Below are 24831 nucleotides of genomic sequence, written 5' to 3' on the forward strand. Positions count from 1 at the left end.
TTTTGGTTCTTTTAAATGGATTCTAAAAACACAAATGATTGGCTGTTTGAAATAACACCTAAGAATAAATTTTTCTCGCTGAATTTTAAGGAGATTTGGCAGTATAGAGATTTATTAATGCTCTTTGTAAAAAGAGACATAATTACAGTTTATAAGCAGACGGTTTTAGGACCACTTTGGTATCTTATTCAGCCCTTATTTACCTCTATAACCTTTACCATTATATTTAACAATGTTGCAGGAATTAAGACAGGTTCTATTCCTCCATTTTTATTTAATCTTGCTGGAATTATGGTTTGGAATTATTTTACTGCTTGTTTAAATGGAACTTCAGATACATTTAAATCTAATGCAGGAATATTTGGGAAGGTTTATTTTCCACGAATCATAACTCCTTTATCTATAGTTATTTCAAATTTGGTCAAATTCGGAATTCAATTTTGCATATTTGTAGTCTTTTACATTTTCTTTTTCTGGAAGGGAGCAGATTTAAGCCTAAATATATCATTATTGTTTTTTCCAGTCTTAATAATGTTTATGGGAATTTTGGGACTTGGTTTGGGAATGATGATTTCTTCAATGGTTACAAAATATAGGGATTTAAATAATTTGATTGGATTTGGCGTGCAATTGCTAATGTACATATCTGCAGTAATGTATCCGATGGAATTAATAAAAGAAAAACTTCCAAAATTTGGTTGGATTGTGGAGTACAATCCTTTAGCTTACGTAATAGAAACTTCTCGCTATATGCTTTTAAATATCGGGAGTATATCAATTTTAGGGTTGTTATATACAGCAATAATTACATTAACTGTTTTCTTTGTTGGGTTATTGGTTTTTAATAGAACAGAGAAAAGCTTTATAGATACAGTATAATGAAAGATATTATTTTAAAAGCCGAAAATATTTCGAAGCAATATCGTTTGGGAGAAGTTGGAACTGGAACTTTAAGTCATGATCTAAACCGTTGGTGGCATAAAATTAGAGGAAAGGAAAATCCATATTTGAAAATTGGAGAAACAAATGATCGTTCAACAAAAGGAACCTCTGATTATGTTTGGGCTTTACAGGACATTAATTTTGAAGTTGAAAGAGGAGAAGTTTTAGGTATTATCGGAAAAAATGGTGCTGGAAAATCGACACTTTTAAAAATTCTTTCTAAAGTAACCGCTCCAACCACTGGTAGTATAAAATCTCGAGGACGTATAGCTTCATTGCTCGAAGTGGGTACAGGTTTTAATGGTGAAATGACCGGAAGAGAAAATATTTTTCTTAATGGAGCCATTTTAGGAATGACCAAAAAAGAAATTACATCAAAGCTAGATGAAATTATTGAATTTTCAGGTTGTGAGCGTTATATTGACACTCCTGTAAAAAGATATAGTTCTGGAATGACAGTTCGTTTAGCATTTGCGGTTGCTGCTTTTTTAGAACCAGAAATTTTGGTGATAGATGAGGTTTTGGCGGTTGGAGATGCTGAATTTCAGAAAAAAGCTATTGGAAAGATGCAAGACATATCCCGTGAAGGTGGACGAACCGTTTTGTTTGTCAGTCATAATATGGCTGCAGTTAAGCAATTGTGTACTAAGGGAATTGTGATGGAGAACGGAAAAGTTGTTTTTGAAGGAAGTATAGATGCTGTTATAGATGAGTATTTCAATGAAGATCAACTCGCTAATGATGGAAAAAGAACCGAAATCAATAATGATTCATCAGGTTTTTTTACAAGATGGTTTATTGGAGATTCTAATTTATTTAGTATTTCTTCTGATGAAAAAGAAAGTATTTGTTTTGAATTTAATTCAAATGAGGATTTTAGTAATTGTGAATTAGGGCTTGTTATCAGGAATTTTGAAGGAAAAATTATGCTCGGATGCAATAGTCGTGATTATGAAGGAGATTATTTTGACATAAAAAAAGGAAATCAAGTTTTTAAGTTTGAGTTAATCTTGCCAGTTATAGATGGAAAGTATGAAATTGATATTGCATTGGTAAGTAATAATACTATAATAGATCAATGGGTGTCAGAAACAAATTTAATTGTTAAAAATAAATTTGAATCTGTGCTTGATAGGAAATGGAGAGGAGAGTTAAATTTAAAAACATCTTTTAGATATGATGAACTTTCTTAAAAGAAAAATGGTTAACTACTTGTCAACATTTTTTCAGAAAATTGAGCCTAAATATTATAATCAAAATAACTCTTTAGGAATTAAAGTAGGCATAAATTCTTTTTTTGAAAAACCTAAAATTTTGGATGGGGCAGAATATATAGAAATAAAAGATAATTCAAGTATAGGACATACCGCGTGGCTTGCGGCATTTGATAAGTATTTAAATCAATCATTTAGTCCTAGAATAATTATTTCAAATAATGTAAGGATTGGTAATTATGCATGTATTACTGCAATAGATGAAATATTAATTAATGACGGATGTTTAATTAGTGAATATGTATACTTATCAGATCATTATCACGATTTTGATCCTACTATAGATTTGCCACTAAAGGATCAGCCTCTTTTGTCAAAAGGGAAAATTGAAATAGGAAAAAATACTTTTATTGGTTATAGAGTAACTATATTATCAGGAGTTAAACTAGGTAAGAATTGTGTTGTTGGAGCACATTCAGTAGTAACTAAATCTTTTCCTGATTATTCTATGATCGCGGGATCTCCGGCAAGATTAATAAAAACTTATGATTTTAATAGTAGATCTTGGAAAAATGAAATTAATTAAAAAGAGAATAAAAAAAATTCTTGAATTTAGAAAATATAAATTTTTGGGTCTTTCGTACAATGAGTTTTCTGAATTGAAAAAGGGATCTATAAAGAATACATCGATATTATTTGGTAAAGAAATAAAGATTACGGATTCATTTTGGTATTTACATAGTCTTAATGAGCTATTTATAGAAGAGGTTTATAAATTTACTGCCAATAACAATAAACCTAAAATTATAGACTGCGGTTCGAATATTGGATTAAGTATTATTTACTTTAAAAGGCTTTTTCCAGAATCTGAAATAATTGCGTTTGAACCTGATAATGATATCTTTAGTATTTCTGAATATAATTTAAATCAGTTTAATATTAATGACGTAAAACTTTATCAAAAGGCAGTTTGGATTAACGACGAACCTTTGGTTTTTTCTAAAAGAGGTTCTTTAGGAGGCCACATAGTTGAGGAAAAAGCAGAGAATACAATCGGGATAGAAACTGTGCGTTTAAAAGATTTTTTACATGAAAAAATTGATTTCTTAAAAATTGACATTGAAGGCCCGGAATATGAGATCTTGAAAGATTGTTGTGATTCATTAAAAAACGTGGAAAATATTTTTGTCGAATATCATAGTTTTGCCGAAAATCCTCAGATGATAGGTGAATTGTTAATAATATTAAAAAATGCTGGTTTCAAAGTATACATAAAAGAAGCTTGGGAAAATATGAAAAATCCATATAAAGAAAAAAGAGGATCTTATTTTGATTTGCAATTAAATATATTTGGATATAGACTATAATGAAAATTGCATTTACTATTTGTTCAAATAACTATCTGGCACAAGCTAAGATATTGGAATATTCATTGTTAGAAAAAAATTCAGATTACAAATTTATAATTGGTTTATGCGATGAATTTTCAGAAGATATTGACTACTCTTTTTTGGAGAATATAGAAATTATTCCCGCTTCTCAATTTGGTATTTATTGTTTTGATGAAATAATAAAAAAATATGATATTGTAGAATTAAACACCTCAATTAAAGCTTCGTTTTTTAAGTATTTAATCAGTAAATATGAAAATCTTGAAACAATCATTTATTTTGATCCAGATATTCAAATTTTCAATAAGTTAAGTTTATTAGAAAAATATTTAAAAGAATATGATATTTTATTAACACCTCATATTCTAAATCCAATAGGTGTAGATGATTTTTCTCCGGCAGAAAGTTCATTTTTAAATTACGGGATATATAATTTAGGATTCTTAGCCCTGAATCCGAAAAGCCAAAATGCGAGGGATTTACTTGATTGGTGGGAAGATAAAACATTAAAAATTGGTTTTAGCCAAGTTTCTAATGGGTTATTTGTAGATCAATTATGGATTAATTTGGTGCCAATTTTTTTTAATAAGGTTAAGGTTTTAGATGAATATGGTTTTAATGTCGCGCCATGGAATCTACATGAAAGAAACTTAATAGTTAAGATTAATGATGAATATATAATGAATGATAATTCTAAATTAGTATTTTATCATTTTAGCTCATATAACTATACAAAACCAGAAGTATTTTCTAAACATTATGATAGATACAATTCTGTTACATTGTCGAAAGAAGTTTATGAATTATATAGCCAATACCATAATAAATTAATTCAAAACAAAATCGATTATTTTTCAGAAATTAAATGCTTTTACTCTAAAGAAGAAGTAAAAGTAGTAGTTAAAAAAAAGAGTGTCTTAAAAGTTTTAATATATAATATCATACCACCTTTCTTTATTAAACTTGTGAAAAAAGTATTTTAAGTAAATAATTGAAATTTCAAGTTCATAGCATTATAATTAAATATATATATCATAATTTAAAAATGAATTATCCCAAAATATCAATAGTAACACCATCTTACAATCAAGGTCAATATCTTGAGGATACTATTTTATCTGTTTTAGGACAGCGTTATCCTAATTTAGAATATTTGATTTATGATGCGGCAAGTACAGATAATTCAGTTGAAATAATCAAAAAATACGAGAAAGAACTAACTTATTGGGTTTCTGAAAAAGACAAAGGACAGGCAGATGCAATAAATAAAGGTTTTAACAGAGCAACTGGTGAAATTTTAATGTGGCTGAATAGTGATGATGTTTTAATGCCAAATATTTTGAATTTTATTGCAACCCAATATAATGAAAAAGGAGATGGGATTTATTTTGGAAATTGTCTCCATTTTGAAGAAAAAAATAATGGCATTTTGGTTGCACGAGGTAGCAATGTAGCGGCTTCTTTCAATTCCATTCCGTTAGAATTGGCAGATACTATCATTCAACCATCTTCTTTTTGGAGTAGGAAAGTGTGGTTCGAAACGGGAATTTTGAATATTGATCTTAATTTTGGTTTTGATTGGGAATGGTTTCTTCGTGCCAAACAAAATAATATTTCTTTTTATCCTTTACACAAGTCCATTTCGTTATATCGCATTCATGAAGAACATAAAAGTGGTGTTGGCGGAAGAAAAAGACAAGAAGAGTTATTGAAAATTTATAAGCTTTATAATAACAGATATGCGAACTTATATGAGTATATAATAAATGAGAATTTTAGTTTTAGCTTAGGAGAAAGAGTAGTTTTTCGCGTTTTAAAATTAATATATGGAAAACAGCTTACAAGAACTCATTTCCTAAGAAAGATTAAAAGCAAAAAATATAAGGAATATACCGCAAGAGAGATTGATATTATAAAATCGATGTTATAAAATGTCATTTCCTTTTCAAAAAAACTTAAGATTTATAATAAATGCCTAAAATAACTATCATAACAATCAATTATAACAATCTCGGTGGTTTAAAAAGAACTGTAGAAAGTGTAGTCAATCAAACTTGGAAAGATTTTGAATATATTGTTATCGATGGTGGTTCTACAGATGGTAGTGTTGGATATATAGAAAGCCAAACTAAATATATTGATTATTGGGTTAGCGAACCTGACAAAGGTATCTATAATGCAATGAACAAAGGAATAGTGAAAGCAAAAGGGGACTATGTAATATTCTTAAATAGTGGAGATCATTTTTTTGATAATACAGCGCTTGACAAAAATCATAGTTTTATTAAAGCAAAAGATTTCATTTATTTTAATCTAAATATAATTGATGACTCAAAGTCAATAATCCGTAAATACCCTGAAAAATTATCGTTTTCGTATTTGTATAATGATACATTACCTCATCCGGCTACATTTATACGAAGATATTTATTTGAAGAAAAAGGTCTTTATGATGAAAGTTTAAAAATTGTGTCAGATTGGAAGTTTTTTATTGAAAATATTTGTAAAAATAATTGTTCTTATCTAAAAGTTGATGAAACATTATCGACCTTTTATTTGGATGGACTTAGTTCAGATATGGAAAATAAAAGCGTAATTTTTTCTGAAAAACAGTTTGTTTTAGAATCTGGTTTTTCTGCATATATACAAGATATGATACATTTGAAGGAATTTGAAGATGTAGTATCAAATCTAAAAAAATCTAAAAAAATACAATTGCTAATTAAATTAGGGTTGTTAAGCAAATTTTAAATTAATGAAGAATCCATTAATTTCCATAATCGTTCCATGTTATAATCAAGCTCAGTATCTTGATGAATGCTTAGAATCGGTTTTAAATCAGGAATATAAAAGTTGGGAATGTATAATAATAAATGATGGAAGCCCTGATAATTGTCACGAAGTTGCTGATAAATGGCTTCAGAAAGATTCACGATTTAAATACATAGAAAAAGAAAATGGAGGTGTAAGTCAGGCAAGAAATATAGGTATAGATCAAGCCACAGGTGAATTTATTTTGCCTTTAGATGCAGATGATAGAATTGGGAATACTTACACAGAAAAAGGGATTAAAGCCTTTCTAGAAAATACACTATTAAAAGTAGTTTATTGTAATGCAGAAAAATTTGGTGAAGAAATTGGAACATGGAACCTGTCAGATTTTTCTCTTAAAAAACTCTCGTCAGATAATATTATTTTTTGCTCTGCAATTTATAGAAAGTCAGACTGGGAGAGTATTGGCGGATATGACGAAAATATGATTTCTGGTTTAGAAGATTGGGAATTTTGGATTGCGTTGCTAAAGAATAATGGCAGTGCTTTACGAATTAACGATACTGGATTTTATTATAGAATAAAATCGAAATCAAGGCAGCAAGATTTGAAAACATCAGATAAAAAAAAGCTGTTTGAGTACTTAAGTATTAAACATGCTGATTTTTTTGTTTCGCAAAAAGGTTCGTTTATGTATTTGTCAGATGTAATCAATATGAATAAAACAGATTTTGATAATAAACTCAAAAGCGAAAAATTTGTTTTTAAGCTCTTTATTAAAACAGTAATTAATTTCTTTAAATCAAAAGTAGGTATAAAATAACAGCCTCTTTTCATGAAATTGTAAAACATTTTACCTCTTTTAATTAATAATCAGATTATTTTATAATAAATGCTTGCCATCGTGATTCCATATTTTAAATTATCTTTTTTTAAGTTTACGCTAGATTCACTAGCTGCACAAACAGATAAAAGATTTGCAGTTTATATAGGAGATGATGCAAGTTCCGAGAATCCGAATGAATTATTAGAAAAATATAAAGGATTATTTAATTTCAAGTATCAATATTTTGAAAAAAACTTAGGAAGTGATTCATTGGTTATGCAATGGAACCGTTGCATAGCTTTGACTGAAAATGAAGAATGGATTATGATTCTTGGAGACGATGATATTCTTAGTAAAAATGTTGTAGGAGATTTTTATAAAAATATTGATGAAATTAAAAGTATAAATAGCTCAGTAATTAGATTTTCCAGTGGCAGAATAGATGAATTTAATAATTTAACCTCAGAAATTTTTTATCACCCTAAAACTGAAAAACCTTCCAATTTTTATTATAGAAGGCATAAAGGATTAACCAGAAGTTCTTTGTCAGAACATATTTTTTCAAAAAAACAATATCTGCAGTTTGGTTTTAGAAATTATCCATTAGCGTGGCATAGTGATGACATTGCTTGGATTGATTTTAGTGATAATAATATAATTTTTAATATAAATTCAAGTATTGTTTATGTTCGAGTTTCTACTTTAAGTATTACTGGCCAAGATCGCAATGTAGAAAAGAAAAAAATAGCTGAATTATTTTTTTTTAGAGATTTGATCAATGAAAAATTCGATTTGTTTGAAAAAAAACAAAAGCTTGATTTTTTAATACACTATGAAGTAATTATAAAAAGAAGGCAAAAAGCAAAATTGAAAGAATGGTTTTTTTTGTTTAAAAAATACATGCAAATAGGTTCTTTAGCCTCATTTCTGCAATTCATGAAACGTTTCTTAAAATATTACTTAAAATTATTGTTTCTAAATTATACGCACTCGTTGGCTGTTTAACAAATATCAGTATGAAAATTTTATTAGTCTCCATGCGGTCGATTCATGTAATTTATTGGTTAGAAATAAAGGATACAAATTATAAATTGTATTGGTTTAATATATTGTAAAGAAGAGAAATTAGAAACTTTTGATTCTATATGACAATTTAGTGAATAGCAAAAAAGAAAACTGTCTCCTATGAAAGGAGAATATTTTTTGAGTAAAAGAAACCTTAATTTATGCGAAAAAATTCTTCCTTATTTAGAAGTAACAGCAAATGAGCTTAAAAAAATCATTTAGAAAAGTTTTGAAATGCAGGGCTGTTCTTACTCGATTTTAAAAAGGATGAATAAATTCAAAAAAAAAATCGTATTGTGAAATAATTTGTTTTAAGACTTTAAAAATCATAGTCTTATAATTAGAACGTTTTAAAAAGAGTTAATTTTCTATATGCTGATTGTGAACGAGATTTTGAAATAGTCAAAGAACTAGGATTTAAAAATAGTTATTTAGGAGTAATTTCTAGAGGAATAGAATTTAAATTGGAAGAATTGCAATCTTTAAAAGAACCCATTTTAGAGAGAAAAATAATTTTAGTAAAAGGCTATCAGCATATTTTTTGGAGAGGTCTAAACGTTATTAAAGCAATAAAAATTATTGGTTTGGCTAATCTGAATTGTCAAGTAGTGATTTCTGGAGCTCATAGTTCAGTTATGAATTATGTTAAAGATAAAATTTAGATATTAAAACCTATTCTCGTAATAAGCGTAGACATGAAGAGGTTTTAAAACTTGTGGTTAAATCTTTACTTTATATCGGTAATAATATTTCTGCTGTAGAAGGTCTACATTTGAAAGAATTGCCCCAAAATTCTATTAGTTAGTTGTTTACGGAGAAGATCTTTAAAAAGCTTTTTTACAGTAAACAATTTTATAATTATGCTTTAAGAAAAAAAGGTATTTTGAAAGAGAAATTAAAAACATTTTGGTACTAAATAAAAAAAAAGTCTAGAATGATAAATGCAGATAATAAGATAATGGAGCCAATTATTTCCATAATCATGCCTATTTTTAATAGAGGTAATTTGATTGCCGAAACACTAGATTCAATAAAGAATCAAACTTATACTTTATGGGAATGTATTATCATCGATGATGGGAGTACTGATAATACGATAGAAATTCTTAAAAGATACCAGAAAGAAGACAACAGATTTAAATTTTTTGTCAGGCCTAATAATATGCCAAAAGGGCCTAGCTCTTGTAGAAATTTTGCCTTTGAAAAAGCTCTAGGAAGTTATATACAGTTTTTTGATAGCGATGATATTATGCATCAAGATCATTTAAATCTTAAAATAAACGCTATTAAAGATTCAGATTTAGTGGTTTGTAAATTAAAAGATTTTGAGAAGCAATTTGATGAAAAAGATTTTTTGTTGGATACTGTTCCTAATATAAGCTATCAGAATCTATTTGAAGATTTTGTTTCGGGCATATTTCCTATGATGATGGTTGCTCCAATGTGGAAAAAAAAATCATTACAGCCTTACATGCCAATTAGAGAAGATTTACATATTCTTGAAGATTATGAATTGTATGCAAGAGCATTATTCGAACCAAAGAAAATTTCAATTATAAATGAAATTTTGATTCTTTATAGAATGGGTTTAAGCTCATCTACAAACTCATTTTACAGCAATATTGATTACGGATTAGAGTCCTATCTTGAAGCCAAAAGAACGGTTTTAAAATTAACTACTTCAAAACCTGTTAGATTATGTATTTTAAAAATGACTTTAGGTTTCTTTAGAATGGGACTAGCGCAACAAAAATATGAAGGATGTCAAAAATGTATCGATTTTATTAAACAAGAAAGATTGCTTTATTCTATCAAATTAAAAATCCAATTTTTGCGAATTCAGTTTTTTTATTTCGTTTTTAAATTAATAAAACGTGGTGATACACGCTTCAAGCCATTATTAAAATTATAATTATTATTTGATGAAAATTTTAATGGTTGCCATACCAAATCATCACTTTTTTCAGTGGGTAAATCAATTGAAAGATTCTGGCCATGAAATATATTGGTTTGATATTACTGATGGTGGTTCAAAGGTTGAAAGAATAAGCTGGGTTTATCAGATAAAAGGCTGGAAACAGCGCTTTAAATTTCCATTTCGACAAGGTATAAAGAGTAAGATGCCTCGTTTATATAAAATGATTCAAAAAATTCGAGAACGAGATGTCAAAGTTGTTTTTGAAAAAGTAATTGAAGATATAAAACCAGATATAATTCATTGTTTTGAAATGAAGCTAGCTGGAATGCCAATATTAGATGTTTTAGAAAAGAAGGATAATATTAAATTTATATATTCCTCATGGGGGAGTGATATGTATGCCTATCAAGAACTTGGGCTTTCTAAAAATGAAGTTGAATCTTTTTTTAAAAGAGTAGATTTTCTAGTAACAGATTGTAAGAGAGATTATAAAATAGCTTGCGAAAACGGTTTTAAAAATACTTTTTTAGGAGTTTTTCCAGGGAATGGAGGAATTTATTTTGAAAAAGGGTTTATTAAAGAAACCGCAGACCGAAACATTATACTAATAAAAGGCTATGAAGATGGTGTAGGGAAAGCAATAAAAGTAATTGAATCGTTAGAGCTTGTTTCTTCAGATTTGCTGCAGGATTTGAAAATCGTTGTATATAGCGCCGATTTGAAAGTTAAAAAAAGAATTGAAGAATCCTCTTTTTTAAATTCTCTTGACATTAGAATATTGGGTAGAAACAAGTTTATTTCTAATGAAGAATTGTTGAAAATAATGGGGAAAAGTATTATCCATATTGGAAATAGTATTTCTGACGGAATGCCCAACGTTTTATTGGAATCAATGGGGATGGGAGCATTTCCTATCCAATCAAATCCAGGGAATGTTACAGAAGAAGTCGTAAAGAATGGCATAAACGGTTTTATAATTAAGCAACCTTTAGATAGTTTAGCAATTGCAAAATTAATTGAAAATGCAATTAAAAATATTGAGTTGAGAACTTCTGCTCAAGAGTACAATACCAATTTTATTGCTGAAAATTATAATAGAAAGGATCTCGAAAAAAGCATTGTTCAATTGTATGAGAAAGTCCTCTTTAATAAAAATTAATAATAAATAATGAAACTCTCTACACTAATTGTAACTAAAAATAGAGTTCAAGAACTTGAATTAACCCTTAAAAAGTTATTAGGAATTTTAGATTTTACGCAGCATGAAGTACTTGTATTTATTGACGGATGTAAAGAAACACATAAATTAATTGCTAAATATAACTGGGTTAAATGGTCATGGAATGAAAAAAGTGTAGGAGCTTCATCAGCTAGAAATTTCCTTTATAAAAAAGCAGAAGGAAATATATTGGTAGGACTTGATGATGATGCGCACCCAATTAGCGAAAATTTTGTAAATAAAATAGAAAATACATTTTTGCAATTTCCTGATGTTGGCATAATTGCTTTTCAAGAGGTGAGAGGCTTGTTTTCTACAGATGAAGATGCATTTAAAAACAGACAAACTCAATTAATACAATATAAGACGGCCGATTTTATTGGATGTGGATTCGCAGTTAAAAAAAGTGTTTATGATGAAACAAGAGGATTTCCTACTTGGATTGATATTTATGGCGAAGAATCATGTCTGTCAATTGAGGTTCTTGATTTAGGATACGAAATTCTGTATGATAATGAAATTGTAGTTAATCATAGAATTGATAAAAAAAAGCGCCTAGCCCAAGGCAGAAATTATTTTCGATTTGAGAAACAACTTAAAAATTCAATCTATTATTATCTAGTATATTATCCTAAACCAATATTAAAAATAGCAAAGCTGTTATTACATAACTTTAAAAAGTATGCATTAACAGACAAGAAGTGTTTTTCATTATTTTTCAAGGCCGTTTTTGCGGCGACCCATAATTTTTTCAAGGTTTTAAAGTTCAGAAAACCTGTTTCAAATCAAACATTACAAAGAATGAAATTGTTGAAAGGAGTTCAATATTAATTTTATTAATCGGAATAGTATGAAATACATAATTTAAGAATGCTTTTTAACTCTTTAACTTTTGCTCTATTTCTGCCAGTAGTTTTTATTTTTTACTGGTCTGTAAACAAGAAAAGCCTGAAAATCCAAAATATACTCCTTTTGGGATCAAGTTACTTTTTTTATTCCTGTTGGGATTGGCGTTTTCTTTTTCTGCTTATTTTTTCAACATTACTAGACTTTTTTTCTGGAATTCAAATAGAAAAGGCAAAGAGTCAATATCAAAAAAAGTTTTGGTTCTGGTTAAGTATAATTGTTAATCTTGGTTTCTTAGGTATTTTTAAATATTTTAATTTTTTTGCAGAATCATTAAAAGATTTAATTTCAATTTTTGGTTTTCAAGTTAATATTTGGTCGCTACAAGTAATTTTACCAATAGGGATTTCTTTTTACACCTTTCATGGCTTGTCCTATGTTATTGATATTTATAAAAATAGAATCAAAGCAGAGAAAAACTTCATTGATTATGCCTTATTTGTTTCTTATTTTCCATTATTAGTAGCGGGACCAATAGAACGTGCAACACATTTATTGCCTCAGATAAAAAAGAAAAGAAACTTCAACTACGAGCAAGCTGTAGATGGATTAAGACAAATACTTTGGGGATTGTTTAAAAAAATTGTGATTGCTGACAATTGCGCAATTCAAGCTAATTTGATTTTTAATAATTCGACTGAATATTCAGGAAGCACTTTAGCAATTGGAGCTATATTTTTCGCCTTTCAAATTTATGGTGATTTTTCAGGTTATTCAGATATTGCTTTAGGAGTATCGAGATTGTTTGGAATAGAACTTCTTCAAAATTTTTCTTTTCCATATTTTTCTAGAGATATTGCTGAATTTTGGCGTCGCTGGCATATTTCACTATCATCTTGGTTCAAAGACTATTTATACATCCCACTTGGAGGAAGTAAAGGAGGAAGATGGGGTCAAGTTCGAAATACTTTTGCCGTTTTTTTAGTTAGCGGATTTTGGCATGGCGCAAATTGGACTTTTATAATATGGGGCTTATTGAATGCTATTTATTTTTTGCCCTTATTACTTTTAAATAAGAACAGAAGTCATATAGAAATAGTTGCATTAGAAAGCAAATTGCCAAGTATAAAAGAGTTTGTAATGATGGTTACTACATTTACATTTACAGTTCTGGCTTGGATTTTCTTTAGGGCAAAAAACGTAAAACATGCATTACAGTTTATATCAGGTATTTTTTCTAAGTCATTTTTTTCTCTGCCAACAGAAAGACCGACGTATTTAATTTTATTGATATTACTTTTTATTGTAATAGAATGGTTAGGAAGAAGAAACAAATATGCACTCGAAAAATTAGAATTTCAATATAACACTTTCTTTAGATGGTCTATGTATATGATAATTATCGTGTTTGTTTTTATTTTTGGAGCTAGAGAACAAGAATTTATTTATTTTCAATTTTAGTATGAAAAGATTTTTACTAAGGGTTTTATTATTTAGTTTAGTCTTTTTTGCATTAGATAAACTATTTTATATTTTTTTATTCATAGCGCCTAAACTAGAAGAAGACCATAGACTTGAGCTTCTTCTAAATGGGAAGATTAATAAAGAATTAATTGTGATGGGATCCTCAAGAGGTGCTTACAATATTATTGCAGAGCAAATTGAAAAGGAAACAGGAAAAACAGCTTATAATATTTCGTATGCAGGTTCCAATGTTCAATTTCATTTGTTTTTATTGAAAACACTATTAAAATTCAATAATAAGCCTAAAACGATAGTTCTTTCTTTGGATAACCCATACGAGTTTTTATATGTTAAAACATTCGATTATAGATACGACAAAATGTATCCTTTAGAGAAGTATAATTATATAAATGATGAATTGATTAGGCTGGATGACAAAAGTAAATTTTCAAAAATTTTCTGTCTAGCAAGGTTAAACCGGAATAGTTTTAATTTTAGAAAAAAAGGAGTGACTAAAGAAAGTCCAATTTTAGAGTGCGGATCGATGCCTTTTTCAATAGAATCTGGAAAGAATAATTTTAAATTTGATGATAAAAAAGTTCGTTATCCAGTTAAGGAAGAACTTAAAGATAAAAAGAAAGCATTTCTTGAGTTTCAGAAAATTTGTAAAGAAAACAATATAAAATTAATTTATTGTCTTGCTCCTAATTTTAGAGTTTATAATTCAACACTCGAACATAGAATAAAAGATATTTCATTACCAGAAAATCGTTTTTTTGTTTATGATACAACAGATTTTAGATATAAAAAGATAGAATATTTTCATGATGAATCACATCTTAATATAAGAGGAGCAAAGCTGTTTACAAGTGAATTAAGTAAGTTCATAAATTTGAATAAATAACAATAAGATGAAAAAAACCGCCATAATTCCGCTTCGTAAGAACTCAAAAGGAATTCCAGGAAAGAATAAAAAAAAGATGCTCGGGCGCCCGCTTTTTTCATGGGTTTTAACCGAAGCAATTTTTTCTGATTTAGATGAGGTCTATGTTTTTACAGATGATCAGGATATTATAGACTATATTAAGAGAGAATATTTTTGGACTTCAAAAGTAAAGACACTTTTAAGAAATGATGAAAATGCCTCTGATACTGCGTCAACAGAGAGTGCTATGCTAGAATTTGCAGAGCTTGTAAAGAATGATTTTGACTTGTTATGTCTATTGCAAGCAACTTCTCCGATGACAAAAGCTCAGGATATTAATGCAACATTAAACGAAATCCTGATCAATAAAAAGGAATCAGCATTAACAGTCGTAAATACACATCGTTTTATCTGGAACGCAGACGGAACTCCAAGTAATTATAATGTTTTTAAAAGACCGAGACGTCAAGATTTTGAAGGATTGCTTATTGAAAATGGAGCAGTATATGTTACTACAAAAGAAGCTTTTCTAAACTCAAAAAACAGACTAAGCGGTTCAATAGGTTTAGTAAAAATGCCAGAAGAATCTTTGGTAGAAATAGATAGCTTGTCGGACTGGGATATTCTGGAAAAACTGTTAGGAGATCGTCAGAAGAAAAAGAAAGTGCATCAGCGCATAGATTATTTAGTTTTAGATGTTGATGGTGTTTTTACCGATGGATGTGTTTATTATGATGCGAATGGTGAAATGGCTAAAAAATTTGATATGCGTGACGGAATGGGATTGGAAATTTTGAGGCAAAATAATGTTGAAGTGATCGTAATGACTTCAGAAAATTCTGAGTTAGTAGCGCAGAGAATGAAGAAATTGCAGATTAAACATACTTTTTTAGGGATAAAAGATAAATTTTCTTTTTTAACACATTTTCTTTCAGAGAGAAATAGTAGTTTTGGCGCCGTTGCGTACGTGGGTGATGACGTAAATGATTTAGCTAATATTTGCAGTGTTGGTTGGTCATTTACTCCTGCAGATGCAACCGATATTGTAAAAGCAAATGCTGATTATCTGCTGACACATAAATCTGGAGCTGGAGCAATACGTGAAACTTGTGAAATCTTATTAAAGTACAACAAACGTTATGAAGGAATTTAAAAAACCTTATGTGATTGCCGAAATTGGATGCAATCATAAAGGTGAAATGGAAATAGCAAAAGAATTAATTAAAATTGCAAAAATCTTCGGAAACGCAGATGCAGTAAAATTCCAGAAACGTAATAATAAAGAGCTTCTTACAGAAGAGCAATATAATGCACCACACCCAAATTTTTCTAATTCTTATGGAGAAACTTATGGCGCGCATAGAGAGTTTTTAGAATTCGATGTTGAACAGCATAAAGTACTAAAAGCGTATTGTGATGAAATCGGAATTACGTATTCAACATCAGTTTGGGATACTACTTCGGCAAGAGAGATTGCATCCTTAAATCCAAAATTTATTAAAATTCCTTCTGCTTGTAATAATAACTTCGAAATGCTAGAATGGCTAAGCGAAAATTATTCAGGCGAAATCCATATTTCAACAGGAATGACTACTAAAGATGAAACAGATACTTTGGTTGAATTCTTTACTAAAAAAGGCAGAAACCAAGATTTAGTTTTATACAATTGTACATCAGGTTATCCAGTTCCTTTTGATGATGTTTGTCTTTTGGATATTAATATATTAAGACAAAAATATGGTCACTTGGTAAAACACATCGGTTTTTCAGGACATCACTTAGGAATTGCTGTAGATATGGCGGCTTATACTTTAGGAGCTAATATTATTGAAAGACATTACACTCTTGACAGAACTTGGAAAGGAACAGATCATGCGGCTTCTTTAGAGCCAATGGGTTTACGTAAACTTACAAGAGATTTAAATGCAGTTTATCAAGCTTTAACTTTTAAATCTGCTGATATTTTGCCAATCGAACAAGTTCAAAGAGATAAACTAAAAAATAAAAAAGTATAAGTTTATTAGGATTTCTATTAAAACTAATTAATGCCTTAACTTTTGACAGAAGCTAACTGAAGATGCAAAAGATTTTCGTATTAGATTCTATTTAAATTGAAATGAAAAAGAACATATTTATCTTTTTACCTGATGGTGTAGGACTTCGAAATTTTGCCTTAACCTCTTTTAAAGAAATAGGAGAAAAAAATAATTTTGATATTACGTATTGGAATAATACGCCATTTTCTATTACAGAGAAACTAGGTTTTAAAGAATTAAAAATTCAGGAAAAATCAGTGCATCCTTTGACGATAGTTTATAGTCGTGCACGCAAAAGAATGGAGCTGAATTTTTTTGATAAGAAGTTTAATGAAGAAGTTTATAACACTTACAATTTTCCACAATCTTATAAAGGGATAAATAATGCTGCAAAAAGCATAATGGTTGATGTTTTGACAACTTTTGGTTCTAACGATAAAGGTATAAAGTTTGTTCGTGAAAGGATAAAAAAAGGAGAACGCACAACAAATAAATACAAGGAAAGCAAAAAACAGCTGGAAGAACACAAGCCAGATTTTGTGTTCTGTACCAATCAGCGTCCAACTCAAGCGATTGCTTCTATTTTAGCTGCTCAAGATTTGGGAATTCCAACAGGGACTTTTATTTTTTCATGGGATAATCTTCCGAAAGCAACAACTTTAGTAGAAACAGATTACTATTTTGTGTGGAGTGACCACATGAAAAAAGAGGTTTTAATGTATTGTCCGTATGTAAAAGAGGAACAGATTTTTGTTACTGGAACCCCTCAATTTGAAAGCCATTTTGATAAAACTCTTTTACAATCAAAAGAAGAGTTTTTTGCAGCACATAATCTAGATCTAAATACAAAATACATCTGTTATTCTGGAGATGATATCGTGACTTCGCCTTTAGATCAATATTATTTAGAAGATTTAGCATTATCTGTTAGAGAGTTAAACCAAAACGGATATTCTTTAGGTATTATTTATCGAAAATGCCCTGTAGATTTTACCAATCGTTACGATGAGGTTTTAAATAAATACAAGGACGTAATTGTGAACATAGATCCATTATGGAGTCCTGTTGGACAAAGCTGGAATGAGATCATGCCAACAAAAGAAGATTTTGCATTACAGACAAATATTTGTGAATATACAGAATTTGTAGGTAACATTGCTTCTTCTATGGTCTTTGACTTTTCTGCTCATGATAAATCTTGTCTGTTTTTTGATTACGAGCAGCCACAATTAAAAAAAGGAACCCGTGATATTGGACAAAATTATAAATACATCCATTTTAGATCGAAACCTTCTGAAGAGGCTGCTTTGTGGGTAAGAAACAAAAAGGATTTAACAGCTATTGTTAAAGACATTATTGATGGAAAAACTTCAAGTGTAAAAGAGAGTAAAAAATGGTTCGAGATTATTGTTGGACCAAATCCTACTAAAGCATCTGAAAAAATCTGGGAAAGTATAAATAGTCTTTTAAAGAAATAATTATTTATGTTTTTTAACTCTTTGGCATTTGCCATCTTTTTGCCAATTGTTTTTTTCCTTTATTGGTTTGTTTTTAATAAAACTAAAAGCACACAAAATGCTTTATTAATTGTAGCAAGTTATTATTTCTATTCTTGCTGGGATTGGAGATTCTTATTCTTATTGGTTTTCTCTACATTTCTAGATTATTTTACAGGAATTCAAATTGAAAAAAGTAATTCAGATCGAAGGCGTAAATTTTGGTTCTGGCTTAGCATTTCAGTAAACTTAGGCTTTTTAGGAATTTTTAAATACTATAATTTCTTTGCGTCTTCATTTGCAGAAATGTTTACTTCTTTTGGGTTTAAAGTAAGCCCATTTTTGCTAAATGTGATTCTTCCGGTTGGGATTTCATTCTATACTTTCCATGGATTATCTTATGTAATTGATATTTATTATAAAAGAATAAAAGCCGAATATAACTTTATTGATTATTCTCTGTTTGTGAGCTATTTTCCACTTTTAGTTGCTGGGCCAATAGAAAGAGCAACACATTTACTGCCACAGGTTAAAGTAAAAAGAGAATTTAATTTTGAAAAAGCTAAAGAGGGACTTAGTCAAATTATCTGGGGGCTTTTTAAAAAAGTGGTCATAGCTGATACTTGTGCGATTTATGCCAATACTATTTTTGATCATTATAATTCGATGGATTCCTTATCTCTTATTTTAGGAACAATTTATTTTGCTTTTCAGATTTATGGAGATTTTTCGGGTTACTCAGATATAGCGCTTGGAGTTTCTAAACTTTTTGGAATAGATTTATTAAGGAATTTTAATTACCCTTATTTTTCTAGAGATATTGCAGAATTTTGGCGTCGTTGGCATATTTCACTTTCATCTTGGTTCCGAGATTATCTTTACATTCCGCTTGGAGGAAGTAAAGGTGGACTTTGGATGAAAATCCGAAATACATTCATCATTTTTATAGTTAGTGGCTTTTGGCATGGAGCCAATTGGACATACTTAATGTGGGGATTAATAAACGCAATCTACTTTTTACCATTACTATTATTAAGAAAAAATAGAAACAATACGGATGAAGTAGACATTAAATTTAGTTTTTCGTCACTAAAAACTTTGCTGAACATTTTATTTACTTTTGGTCTAACATGCTTTGCATGGATTTTTTTTAGAGCAGAAAATATTTTTACGGCTTTTAATTACATTCAAAGAATCTTCGAATTTAATATTGCTTTTCAAAATCTAAAGGAACAAATAAGTTTTACAACAACATTTGTTTTACTTTATTTTGTTTTACTAGAATGGAATAACAGAAAAATAGAATGTCCTTTAAATGGTAAGTTTTCTAAAGTTAAAATATTGGTAGCAATTGTATTGATTCTACTTTTGGGAGAATTTAATATTAAGAATAACTTTATTTATTTCCAATTTTAATATTCATTTGTAGATGAAATCTTTCTTAAAATATCTTCTAGAAATTTTATTTATTGCTTTAATTATTTGTTTTGGACTTCAATATTTCTCAGATAATGGTTTAAAAAAATTAAAAGGAACTAAGATTAATGATTGGCAAAATATAATAGAGGGTAAAATTAATAGTGACGTAATTATAAATGGTTCATCTAGAGGTTACTTCATGTATAATGCAAAAAAAATAGGTGAACTATTAAATTTAAGTTGTTTTAATATTGGTTTTAATGCTGGTGGTTGCAATTTACAGCAATCTAAATTTGATATTTATCTTAAAAAAAATAAAAAACCTAAAGTGATAATTCAGAATATAGATTTATCACATTTTTTTAAAAATACTGAGTTACCTGATGAATGGCAGTTTACACCTCTTATAAACAATAAAATAATTAATTCGTTTGTAACTAAATATGATGCTAAATATAAATATTTGCCCTATATCCCATTGTTGAAATACAACCAGAACTTTCAACTCTTAAAAAAAGGAATAATTGCTAATTTTTCAAGTTCAGTTACAAAGAATGACAAGACTATTAATGGTTTTTCGCCACAGGATAGGATTTTTAAAGTAGACTATCATAATCTTGAAAGAATAAAAAAAGATAAGTACGATTTTAATGAGGCTAACTTTAGAAAAGAAATTAAAGAAATGGTTTATTTTTATTTTCGAAGATTAGATAAGGATGCAAAAGTTATTTTTGTTTGGGCACCAGAACATAAATTAAGATGTTCTTTGCTCTTTCCGGAAAAAGGAAAAATTTTAATCGATGAATTAAATAGAATTGAAAGTAATAATAAAAACTTTCAGTTCATTGATATGCGTGTCAATGAGATATCCAATCATAATGAATATTATTATGATACCTATCATCTAAATGCAACAGGAGCCTATATTTTCTCAAAAGAATTGGCAATAAAAATTAAAGAATTTTTAAATTAATATATGTTTTTCAACTCCTTGGCATTTGCCATCTTCTTACCTATTGTTTTTTTTCTGTATTGGTTTGTTTTTAATAAAAATAAAAACACACAAAATACCCTATTAATCATTGCAAGTTATTATTTCTATTCTTGCTGGGATTGGAGATTTTTATTCTTATTAGTTTTTTCTACATTTCTAGATTATTTTACAGGAATTCAAATCGAAAAAAGTAATTCCGAAAAAGGAAGGAAGTTTTGGTTCTGGCTTAGCATTTCAGTAAACTTAGGCTTTTTAGGGATTTTTAAATACTATAATTTCTTTGCATCTTCATTTGCAGAAATGTTCACTTCTTTTGGGTTTAAAGTAAGCCCATTTTTGCTAAATGTGATTCTTCCAGTTGGTATTTCATTCTATACTTTCCACGGATTATCTTATGTAATTGATATTTATTATAAAAGAATAAAAGCCGAATATAACTTTATTGATTATTCTCTGTTTGTAAGCTATTTTCCACTTCTAGTTGCAGGACCAATAGAAAGAGCAACACATTTATTGCCGGAACTAAAAGAAAAACGCGAATTTAATCTCGAAAAAGCAAAAGAGGGAGTTTATCAAATTGTTTGGGGTTTAGTAAAAAAAGTGGTCATTGCAGATACTTGTGCGGTATATGCTAATGCTATTTTTGATCATTATCCTTCAATGAATTCTTTTTCATTAATTATGGGAGCAATTTATTTTGCATTTCAGATTTATGGTGACTTTTCAGGATATTCAGATATTGCGCTTGGAGTTTCTAAATTATTTGGTTTAGACTTATTACGAAACTTTAATTACCCATATTTTTCAAGAGATATAGCTGAGTTTTGGCGTCGTTGGCATATTTCGCTTTCATCTTGGTTTAGAGATTATTTATATATTCCCTTAGGAGGAAGTAAAGGTGGACTTTGGATGAAAATCCGAAATACATTCATCATTTTTATAGTCAGCGGATTCTGGCATGGAGCCAACTGGACATACATAGTTTGGGGGTTTATAAATGCTGTTTATTTCCTTCCGTTATTACTTTCAAATAGTAATAGAAACAATATGGATTCCATAATTCTAAAATGGAATCTAGATTCTGTGAAAGTATTGTTTAGTATTCTAACTACATTTTTATTGACTTGCATTGCTTGGGTGTTTTTTAGAGCAAGAACTATTACAGATGCTATTTTATATTTAAAAAGAATGTTCACAAATGGCGAGTTTAGCCCTCAGTATTTAAATAACGAGCGATATAATTATGAATTATTATTAATGATTGGTTTGTTTGTTTTAGTAGAATGGAATAATAAAACTAAAGTAGAGCCAATTTCAGGAAAAAGAAGTTGGTTAAAAATGGCATTGGCAATTATGGCAATTATTGCTTTCGGAACTTATTCTGATTATAAAGAATTTATTTATTTCCAGTTTTAATGAAGAAGTTTTTATTATACATATTAGGAATTTTTCTTTTAACAGTTTTGATTGCAGTTCTCTTGGACGGATTGTACACTTATGCTTTTATGCAATCCAGAAATCGCGGAAAAATAGAAACTGTTTTCAATTCTACAGCAAAGAACTATGATGTGGTTATTTTAGGTTCGTCGAGAGCTAATAACCATTTTGTTTCTCAAATGTTTGAAGATAAAGGGTTTAAAACGTTTAACTACGGAATGAGTGGCGGACATTTGTTCGAAGCTTCATTAATGTTGAAATTGATGATAGAAAGAAAATATGAAATCAAAAATATAATTCTAGAAGCAGATCTAAATCTTTCAAATGACCAAGAATCTGAAGGAGTTTCAACAAAATTTCTGCCTTATATTCATTGCTCAAAAGTGATAAAAGATCATTTTTCGACAGAAGAAAACTTTAACGAATTGTACTACATCCCTTTTTACAGATATTTAAAATTTGATTCTAAAATTGGTTTTAGAGAAGTTTACAAAATAGAAGTAAATGAAAAAACGAATGCTTTGGATAATTTAGGATATTATCCATTGGAAAAACACAAAAATGGCAATATGAAAAACAATATTGTAAATCTAAATCCTTTGCCACACAATAAATATTACGAAGAGATAAAAAGTATCTGTAAAAAAAACAATATCAATTTTATTGCTGTTATGACACCAATGTGTGAAAATGTAGTTGGAATGAATTACTTTGATAAAGTGAAAAAAGTATATCCAGAAATTCACAATTACGAAAATATAGTTGTAGAGGATAAATACTTTTCTTCGTGTGGGCATATGACAAATGAAGGAGCTCGATTATTTACAGCGAGAATTATCAAAGATTTTTTTTGGAAATAACGAATATATGGCAATGAAGAACTTTTTACTCTATGTATTCAAAATTTTTGTACTAACTTTTGTTTTGATGTTTATAATGGACAAAGTTTATTCATATGCTTTTCTCCAATCAAATAAAAGAAGTAAAATTAGCTTTATCTATAATTCGCCACCAACAAATTATGATGTTGTAATATTGGGCTCGTCTAGAGCAAATAATCATTTCGTGACAAAAATGTTTACAGATAAAGGGTTAAAAACATTTAATTTCGGAATGCAAGGCTCTAAGCTGTTTGAGTCTGATTTGGTTCTGAAATTACTTTTAGAAAAAAAGAATAAAATTAAAAATGTAATAATTGATGTTGATGTCACACTAAAATCTGAAAATAAATCAGATGGAACATTTTTAAAGTTTTTACCCTATTTTGACGATTCTTATGTGATTAAGGAGCATTTTAAAGAATTGGATGATTTTAATAGTTTTTATTATATCCCGTTTTATAGATACCTGAAATTTGACTCAAAAATTGGTTTTAGAGAAATGTTTTTTTCTGTCTTAAATAAAAAAGGCAATGAAATTGATAATGGAGGATATAGTTCTTTGTCTGAAAATAGTGGAAATTTAAATACTGAAGTTTTAGATTATCAACCACATAGGAATAGATATTATGAAGAAATTAAAAAGATTTGTAAAAAGAATAATATTAATCTCATCGCAATTATGACACCTATGTGTGAAAAGGCTATAGTTAATGATTACTTTAAAAAAGTTAATCAGCTGTATCCTGAAATTTACAATTACGAGAACATTGTGACTGAAGATAAATATTTTTCGTCATGTGGTCATATGAACGATATGGGGGCGAAAGTTTTTACAGCAAAAATTTTAAATGATTTTTTTAGTTATGAATGTGATTAAGTTAGAAAAGCTAGATTACATCGATGTTATTAGAGGTATAGCTATTTTAATGGTGGTAATTACCCATACTGCTCAGCAAGGATTGGTTAAATTGCCTCATCTTTTATCTGTATTTCTAAGTCTTGGGGCAAGAGGTGTACAGCTTTTCTTTATTGCTAGCGCTTTTACTTTGTTTCGATCTTATAAAAAAAGAAATAAGATTGAAAGAAGTCCAGTTAAAAACTTCTTCATAAGACGATTTTTTAGAATTGCGCCAATTTATTATTTAGGCATTATATATTATATATTTAGGATAATGTACAATCTTCCTTATTGGCAGGCAAGTCAACCTCATATTACTATTGGTAATGTGATTTCTAACTTTTTTTATTGTCATGGTTTAAGTCCTTACTGGATTAATAGTTTTGTTCCAGGCGGATGGTCCATAACAGTCGAAATGTTTTTTTATATTCTTTTTCCTTTCTTGTTTAAAAGAATAGAAAATATAAACTCTGGATTTATATTTTTAAACCTTACTTTATTAGTTAAATTGGTTTTACAGGAGTTTTTCCAGTATGGAAATTTCATTTCAGACACCTATTTGTGGAGAGAATTCATTTTCTATTATTTTCCAAGTCAATTACCAATTTTCGCATTAGGGATAATTTTATATTTTCTAATTGAAAATCCTGACAATATAAAATTGGTTAAGAATAAACATTTTGCCTTTTTTTTCGTCTTGCTTCCATTGCAAATTGGATCAAAACTTGATTTTCTATATTTAAATCATGTAATCTTCGGTATAATCTTCGTGGTCTTTGCTCTTCTTTTGAGTAAAGGAAAACTTAATTTTTTATCTAAATCATTCATAAAATATATTGGCAAAATAAGTTTTAGTATTTACATAATACATTTTATAGTTATAGCATGGTTAGCTAAGTTTCATTTAATTGATTTCTGCAACAACGGCTTAATTAATTTACTCTTACGATTTATGTTAATCTTGTTCTTTTCAATTCTTATTTCAACTTTAACTTATCGTTTAATTGAAATACCGTTTCAGAATTTGGCTAAAAGAATTATTCTAAAGACAGAAAATGATAATTAAAATAAAAAACTGTTTTTTCAAA

24 protein-coding genes are annotated in these 24831 nt (G+C 28.6%); all 24 read left to right on the forward strand.

Annotation, left to right across the window (positions count from 1 at the left end; translation table 11 throughout):
* The first annotated feature begins 15 nt into the window (after positions 1 to 15).
* Positions 16 to 879 (forward strand): ABC transporter permease, encoded by an 864-nt coding sequence (locus tag DM397_RS22245; RefSeq protein WP_111379820.1) that lies wholly within the window; start codon positions 16 to 18, stop codon positions 877 to 879.
* Positions 879 to 2135, forward strand: coding sequence for an ABC transporter ATP-binding protein (locus DM397_RS24065; RefSeq protein WP_239457898.1), 1257 nt, complete (start codon positions 879 to 881; stop codon positions 2133 to 2135). Before DM397_RS22245 ends, DM397_RS24065 begins: the two co-directional genes overlap by 1 nt.
* Positions 2119 to 2742, forward strand: coding sequence for an acyltransferase (locus tag DM397_RS22255; protein ID WP_111379822.1), 624 nt, complete (start codon positions 2119 to 2121; stop codon positions 2740 to 2742). Before DM397_RS24065 ends, DM397_RS22255 begins: the two co-directional genes overlap by 17 nt.
* Positions 2702 to 3523, forward strand: a complete 822-nt coding sequence (locus tag DM397_RS22260; RefSeq protein WP_111379824.1) for an FkbM family methyltransferase — start codon at positions 2702 to 2704, stop codon at positions 3521 to 3523. The genes DM397_RS22255 and DM397_RS22260 overlap by 41 nt, the downstream gene beginning before the upstream one ends.
* A complete protein-coding gene (locus DM397_RS22265; RefSeq protein ID WP_111379826.1) occupies positions 3523 to 4530 on the forward strand; it encodes a glycosyltransferase in 1008 nt (335 codons plus the stop codon). The genes DM397_RS22260 and DM397_RS22265 overlap by 1 nt, the downstream gene beginning before the upstream one ends.
* 62 nt (positions 4531 to 4592) lie before the next feature.
* Positions 4593 to 5477 carry a glycosyltransferase family 2 protein gene (locus DM397_RS22270; protein WP_111379827.1) on the forward strand — a complete coding sequence of 295 codons (885 nt, stop codon included), beginning with the start codon at positions 4593 to 4595 and terminating at the stop codon, positions 5475 to 5477.
* A 41-nt stretch (positions 5478 to 5518) separates the two neighbouring features.
* A complete protein-coding gene (locus DM397_RS22275; RefSeq protein WP_111379829.1) occupies positions 5519 to 6298 on the forward strand; it encodes a glycosyltransferase family 2 protein in 780 nt (259 codons plus the stop codon).
* Positions 6299 to 6302: 4 nt separating this feature from the next.
* Entirely contained in the window at positions 6303 to 7142 is an 840-nt protein-coding gene (locus DM397_RS22280) for a glycosyltransferase family 2 protein (protein ID WP_111379830.1), read from the forward strand.
* A gap of 81 nt (positions 7143 to 7223) precedes the next feature.
* Positions 7224 to 8150 (forward strand): glycosyltransferase family 2 protein, encoded by a 927-nt coding sequence (locus tag DM397_RS22285; RefSeq protein ID WP_239457899.1) that lies wholly within the window; start codon positions 7224 to 7226, stop codon positions 8148 to 8150.
* A 524-nt stretch (positions 8151 to 8674) separates the two neighbouring features.
* Positions 8675 to 8872, forward strand: coding sequence for a hypothetical protein (locus DM397_RS22290; RefSeq protein ID WP_111379834.1), 198 nt, complete (start codon positions 8675 to 8677; stop codon positions 8870 to 8872).
* A 272-nt stretch (positions 8873 to 9144) separates the two neighbouring features.
* Complete coding sequence (locus tag DM397_RS22295) at positions 9145 to 10122, forward strand: glycosyltransferase family 2 protein (protein WP_111379836.1); 978 nt, start codon at positions 9145 to 9147, stop codon at positions 10120 to 10122.
* Between the two features lie 10 nt (positions 10123 to 10132).
* Complete coding sequence (locus tag DM397_RS22300; RefSeq protein ID WP_111379837.1) at positions 10133 to 11287, forward strand: glycosyltransferase; 1155 nt, start codon at positions 10133 to 10135, stop codon at positions 11285 to 11287.
* Positions 11288 to 11296: 9 nt separating this feature from the next.
* Positions 11297 to 12178 (forward strand): glycosyltransferase family 2 protein, encoded by an 882-nt coding sequence (locus DM397_RS22305; RefSeq protein WP_111379839.1) that lies wholly within the window; start codon positions 11297 to 11299, stop codon positions 12176 to 12178.
* 39 nt (positions 12179 to 12217) lie between these two features.
* Positions 12218 to 13654, forward strand: a complete 1437-nt coding sequence (locus DM397_RS22310; RefSeq protein WP_111379841.1) for an MBOAT family O-acyltransferase — start codon at positions 12218 to 12220, stop codon at positions 13652 to 13654.
* Between the two features lies 1 nt (position 13655).
* Entirely contained in the window at positions 13656 to 14561 is a 906-nt protein-coding gene (locus DM397_RS22315) for a hypothetical protein (RefSeq protein WP_111379843.1), read from the forward strand.
* A gap of 7 nt (positions 14562 to 14568) precedes the next feature.
* Positions 14569 to 15735 carry an acylneuraminate cytidylyltransferase gene (locus DM397_RS22320; protein WP_111379845.1) on the forward strand — a complete coding sequence of 389 codons (1167 nt, stop codon included), beginning with the start codon at positions 14569 to 14571 and terminating at the stop codon, positions 15733 to 15735.
* On the forward strand, positions 15722 to 16597 hold the full coding sequence (locus DM397_RS22325) for an N-acetylneuraminate synthase family protein (RefSeq protein ID WP_111379847.1): 876 nt from the start codon (positions 15722 to 15724) through the stop codon (positions 16595 to 16597). Before DM397_RS22320 ends, DM397_RS22325 begins: the two co-directional genes overlap by 14 nt.
* Before the next feature lie 101 nt (positions 16598 to 16698).
* Positions 16699 to 18096: a glycosyltransferase family protein gene (locus DM397_RS22330; protein ID WP_111379849.1), complete on the forward strand. Its 1398-nt coding sequence runs from the start codon at positions 16699 to 16701 to the stop codon at positions 18094 to 18096.
* 6 nt (positions 18097 to 18102) lie between these two features.
* The gene (locus DM397_RS22335) at positions 18103 to 19530 is read left to right on the forward strand and encodes an MBOAT family O-acyltransferase (RefSeq protein ID WP_111379851.1); all 1428 of its coding nucleotides are present in this window, start codon (positions 18103 to 18105) and stop codon (positions 19528 to 19530) included.
* Positions 19531 to 19543: 13 nt separating this feature from the next.
* On the forward strand, positions 19544 to 20506 hold the full coding sequence (locus DM397_RS22340; protein ID WP_111379853.1) for a hypothetical protein: 963 nt from the start codon (positions 19544 to 19546) through the stop codon (positions 20504 to 20506).
* A gap of 3 nt (positions 20507 to 20509) precedes the next feature.
* Positions 20510 to 21943, forward strand: a complete 1434-nt coding sequence (locus DM397_RS22345) for an MBOAT family O-acyltransferase (protein ID WP_111379855.1) — start codon at positions 20510 to 20512, stop codon at positions 21941 to 21943.
* The gene (locus DM397_RS22350; RefSeq protein WP_111379857.1) at positions 21943 to 22824 is read left to right on the forward strand and encodes a hypothetical protein; all 882 of its coding nucleotides are present in this window, start codon (positions 21943 to 21945) and stop codon (positions 22822 to 22824) included. The genes DM397_RS22345 and DM397_RS22350 overlap by 1 nt, the downstream gene beginning before the upstream one ends.
* Before the next feature lie 214 nt (positions 22825 to 23038).
* The gene (locus DM397_RS22355; protein WP_239457900.1) at positions 23039 to 23722 is read left to right on the forward strand and encodes a hypothetical protein; all 684 of its coding nucleotides are present in this window, start codon (positions 23039 to 23041) and stop codon (positions 23720 to 23722) included.
* The gene (locus DM397_RS22360; RefSeq protein WP_111379859.1) at positions 23694 to 24809 is read left to right on the forward strand and encodes an acyltransferase family protein; all 1116 of its coding nucleotides are present in this window, start codon (positions 23694 to 23696) and stop codon (positions 24807 to 24809) included. Before DM397_RS22355 ends, DM397_RS22360 begins: the two co-directional genes overlap by 29 nt.
* The last annotated feature ends 22 nt before the right edge of the window (positions 24810 to 24831 follow it).

It is taken from the genome of Flavobacterium nitrogenifigens (assembly GCF_003254565.1).
GTDB classification, from domain to species: domain Bacteria; phylum Bacteroidota; class Bacteroidia; order Flavobacteriales; family Flavobacteriaceae; genus Flavobacterium; species Flavobacterium nitrogenifigens.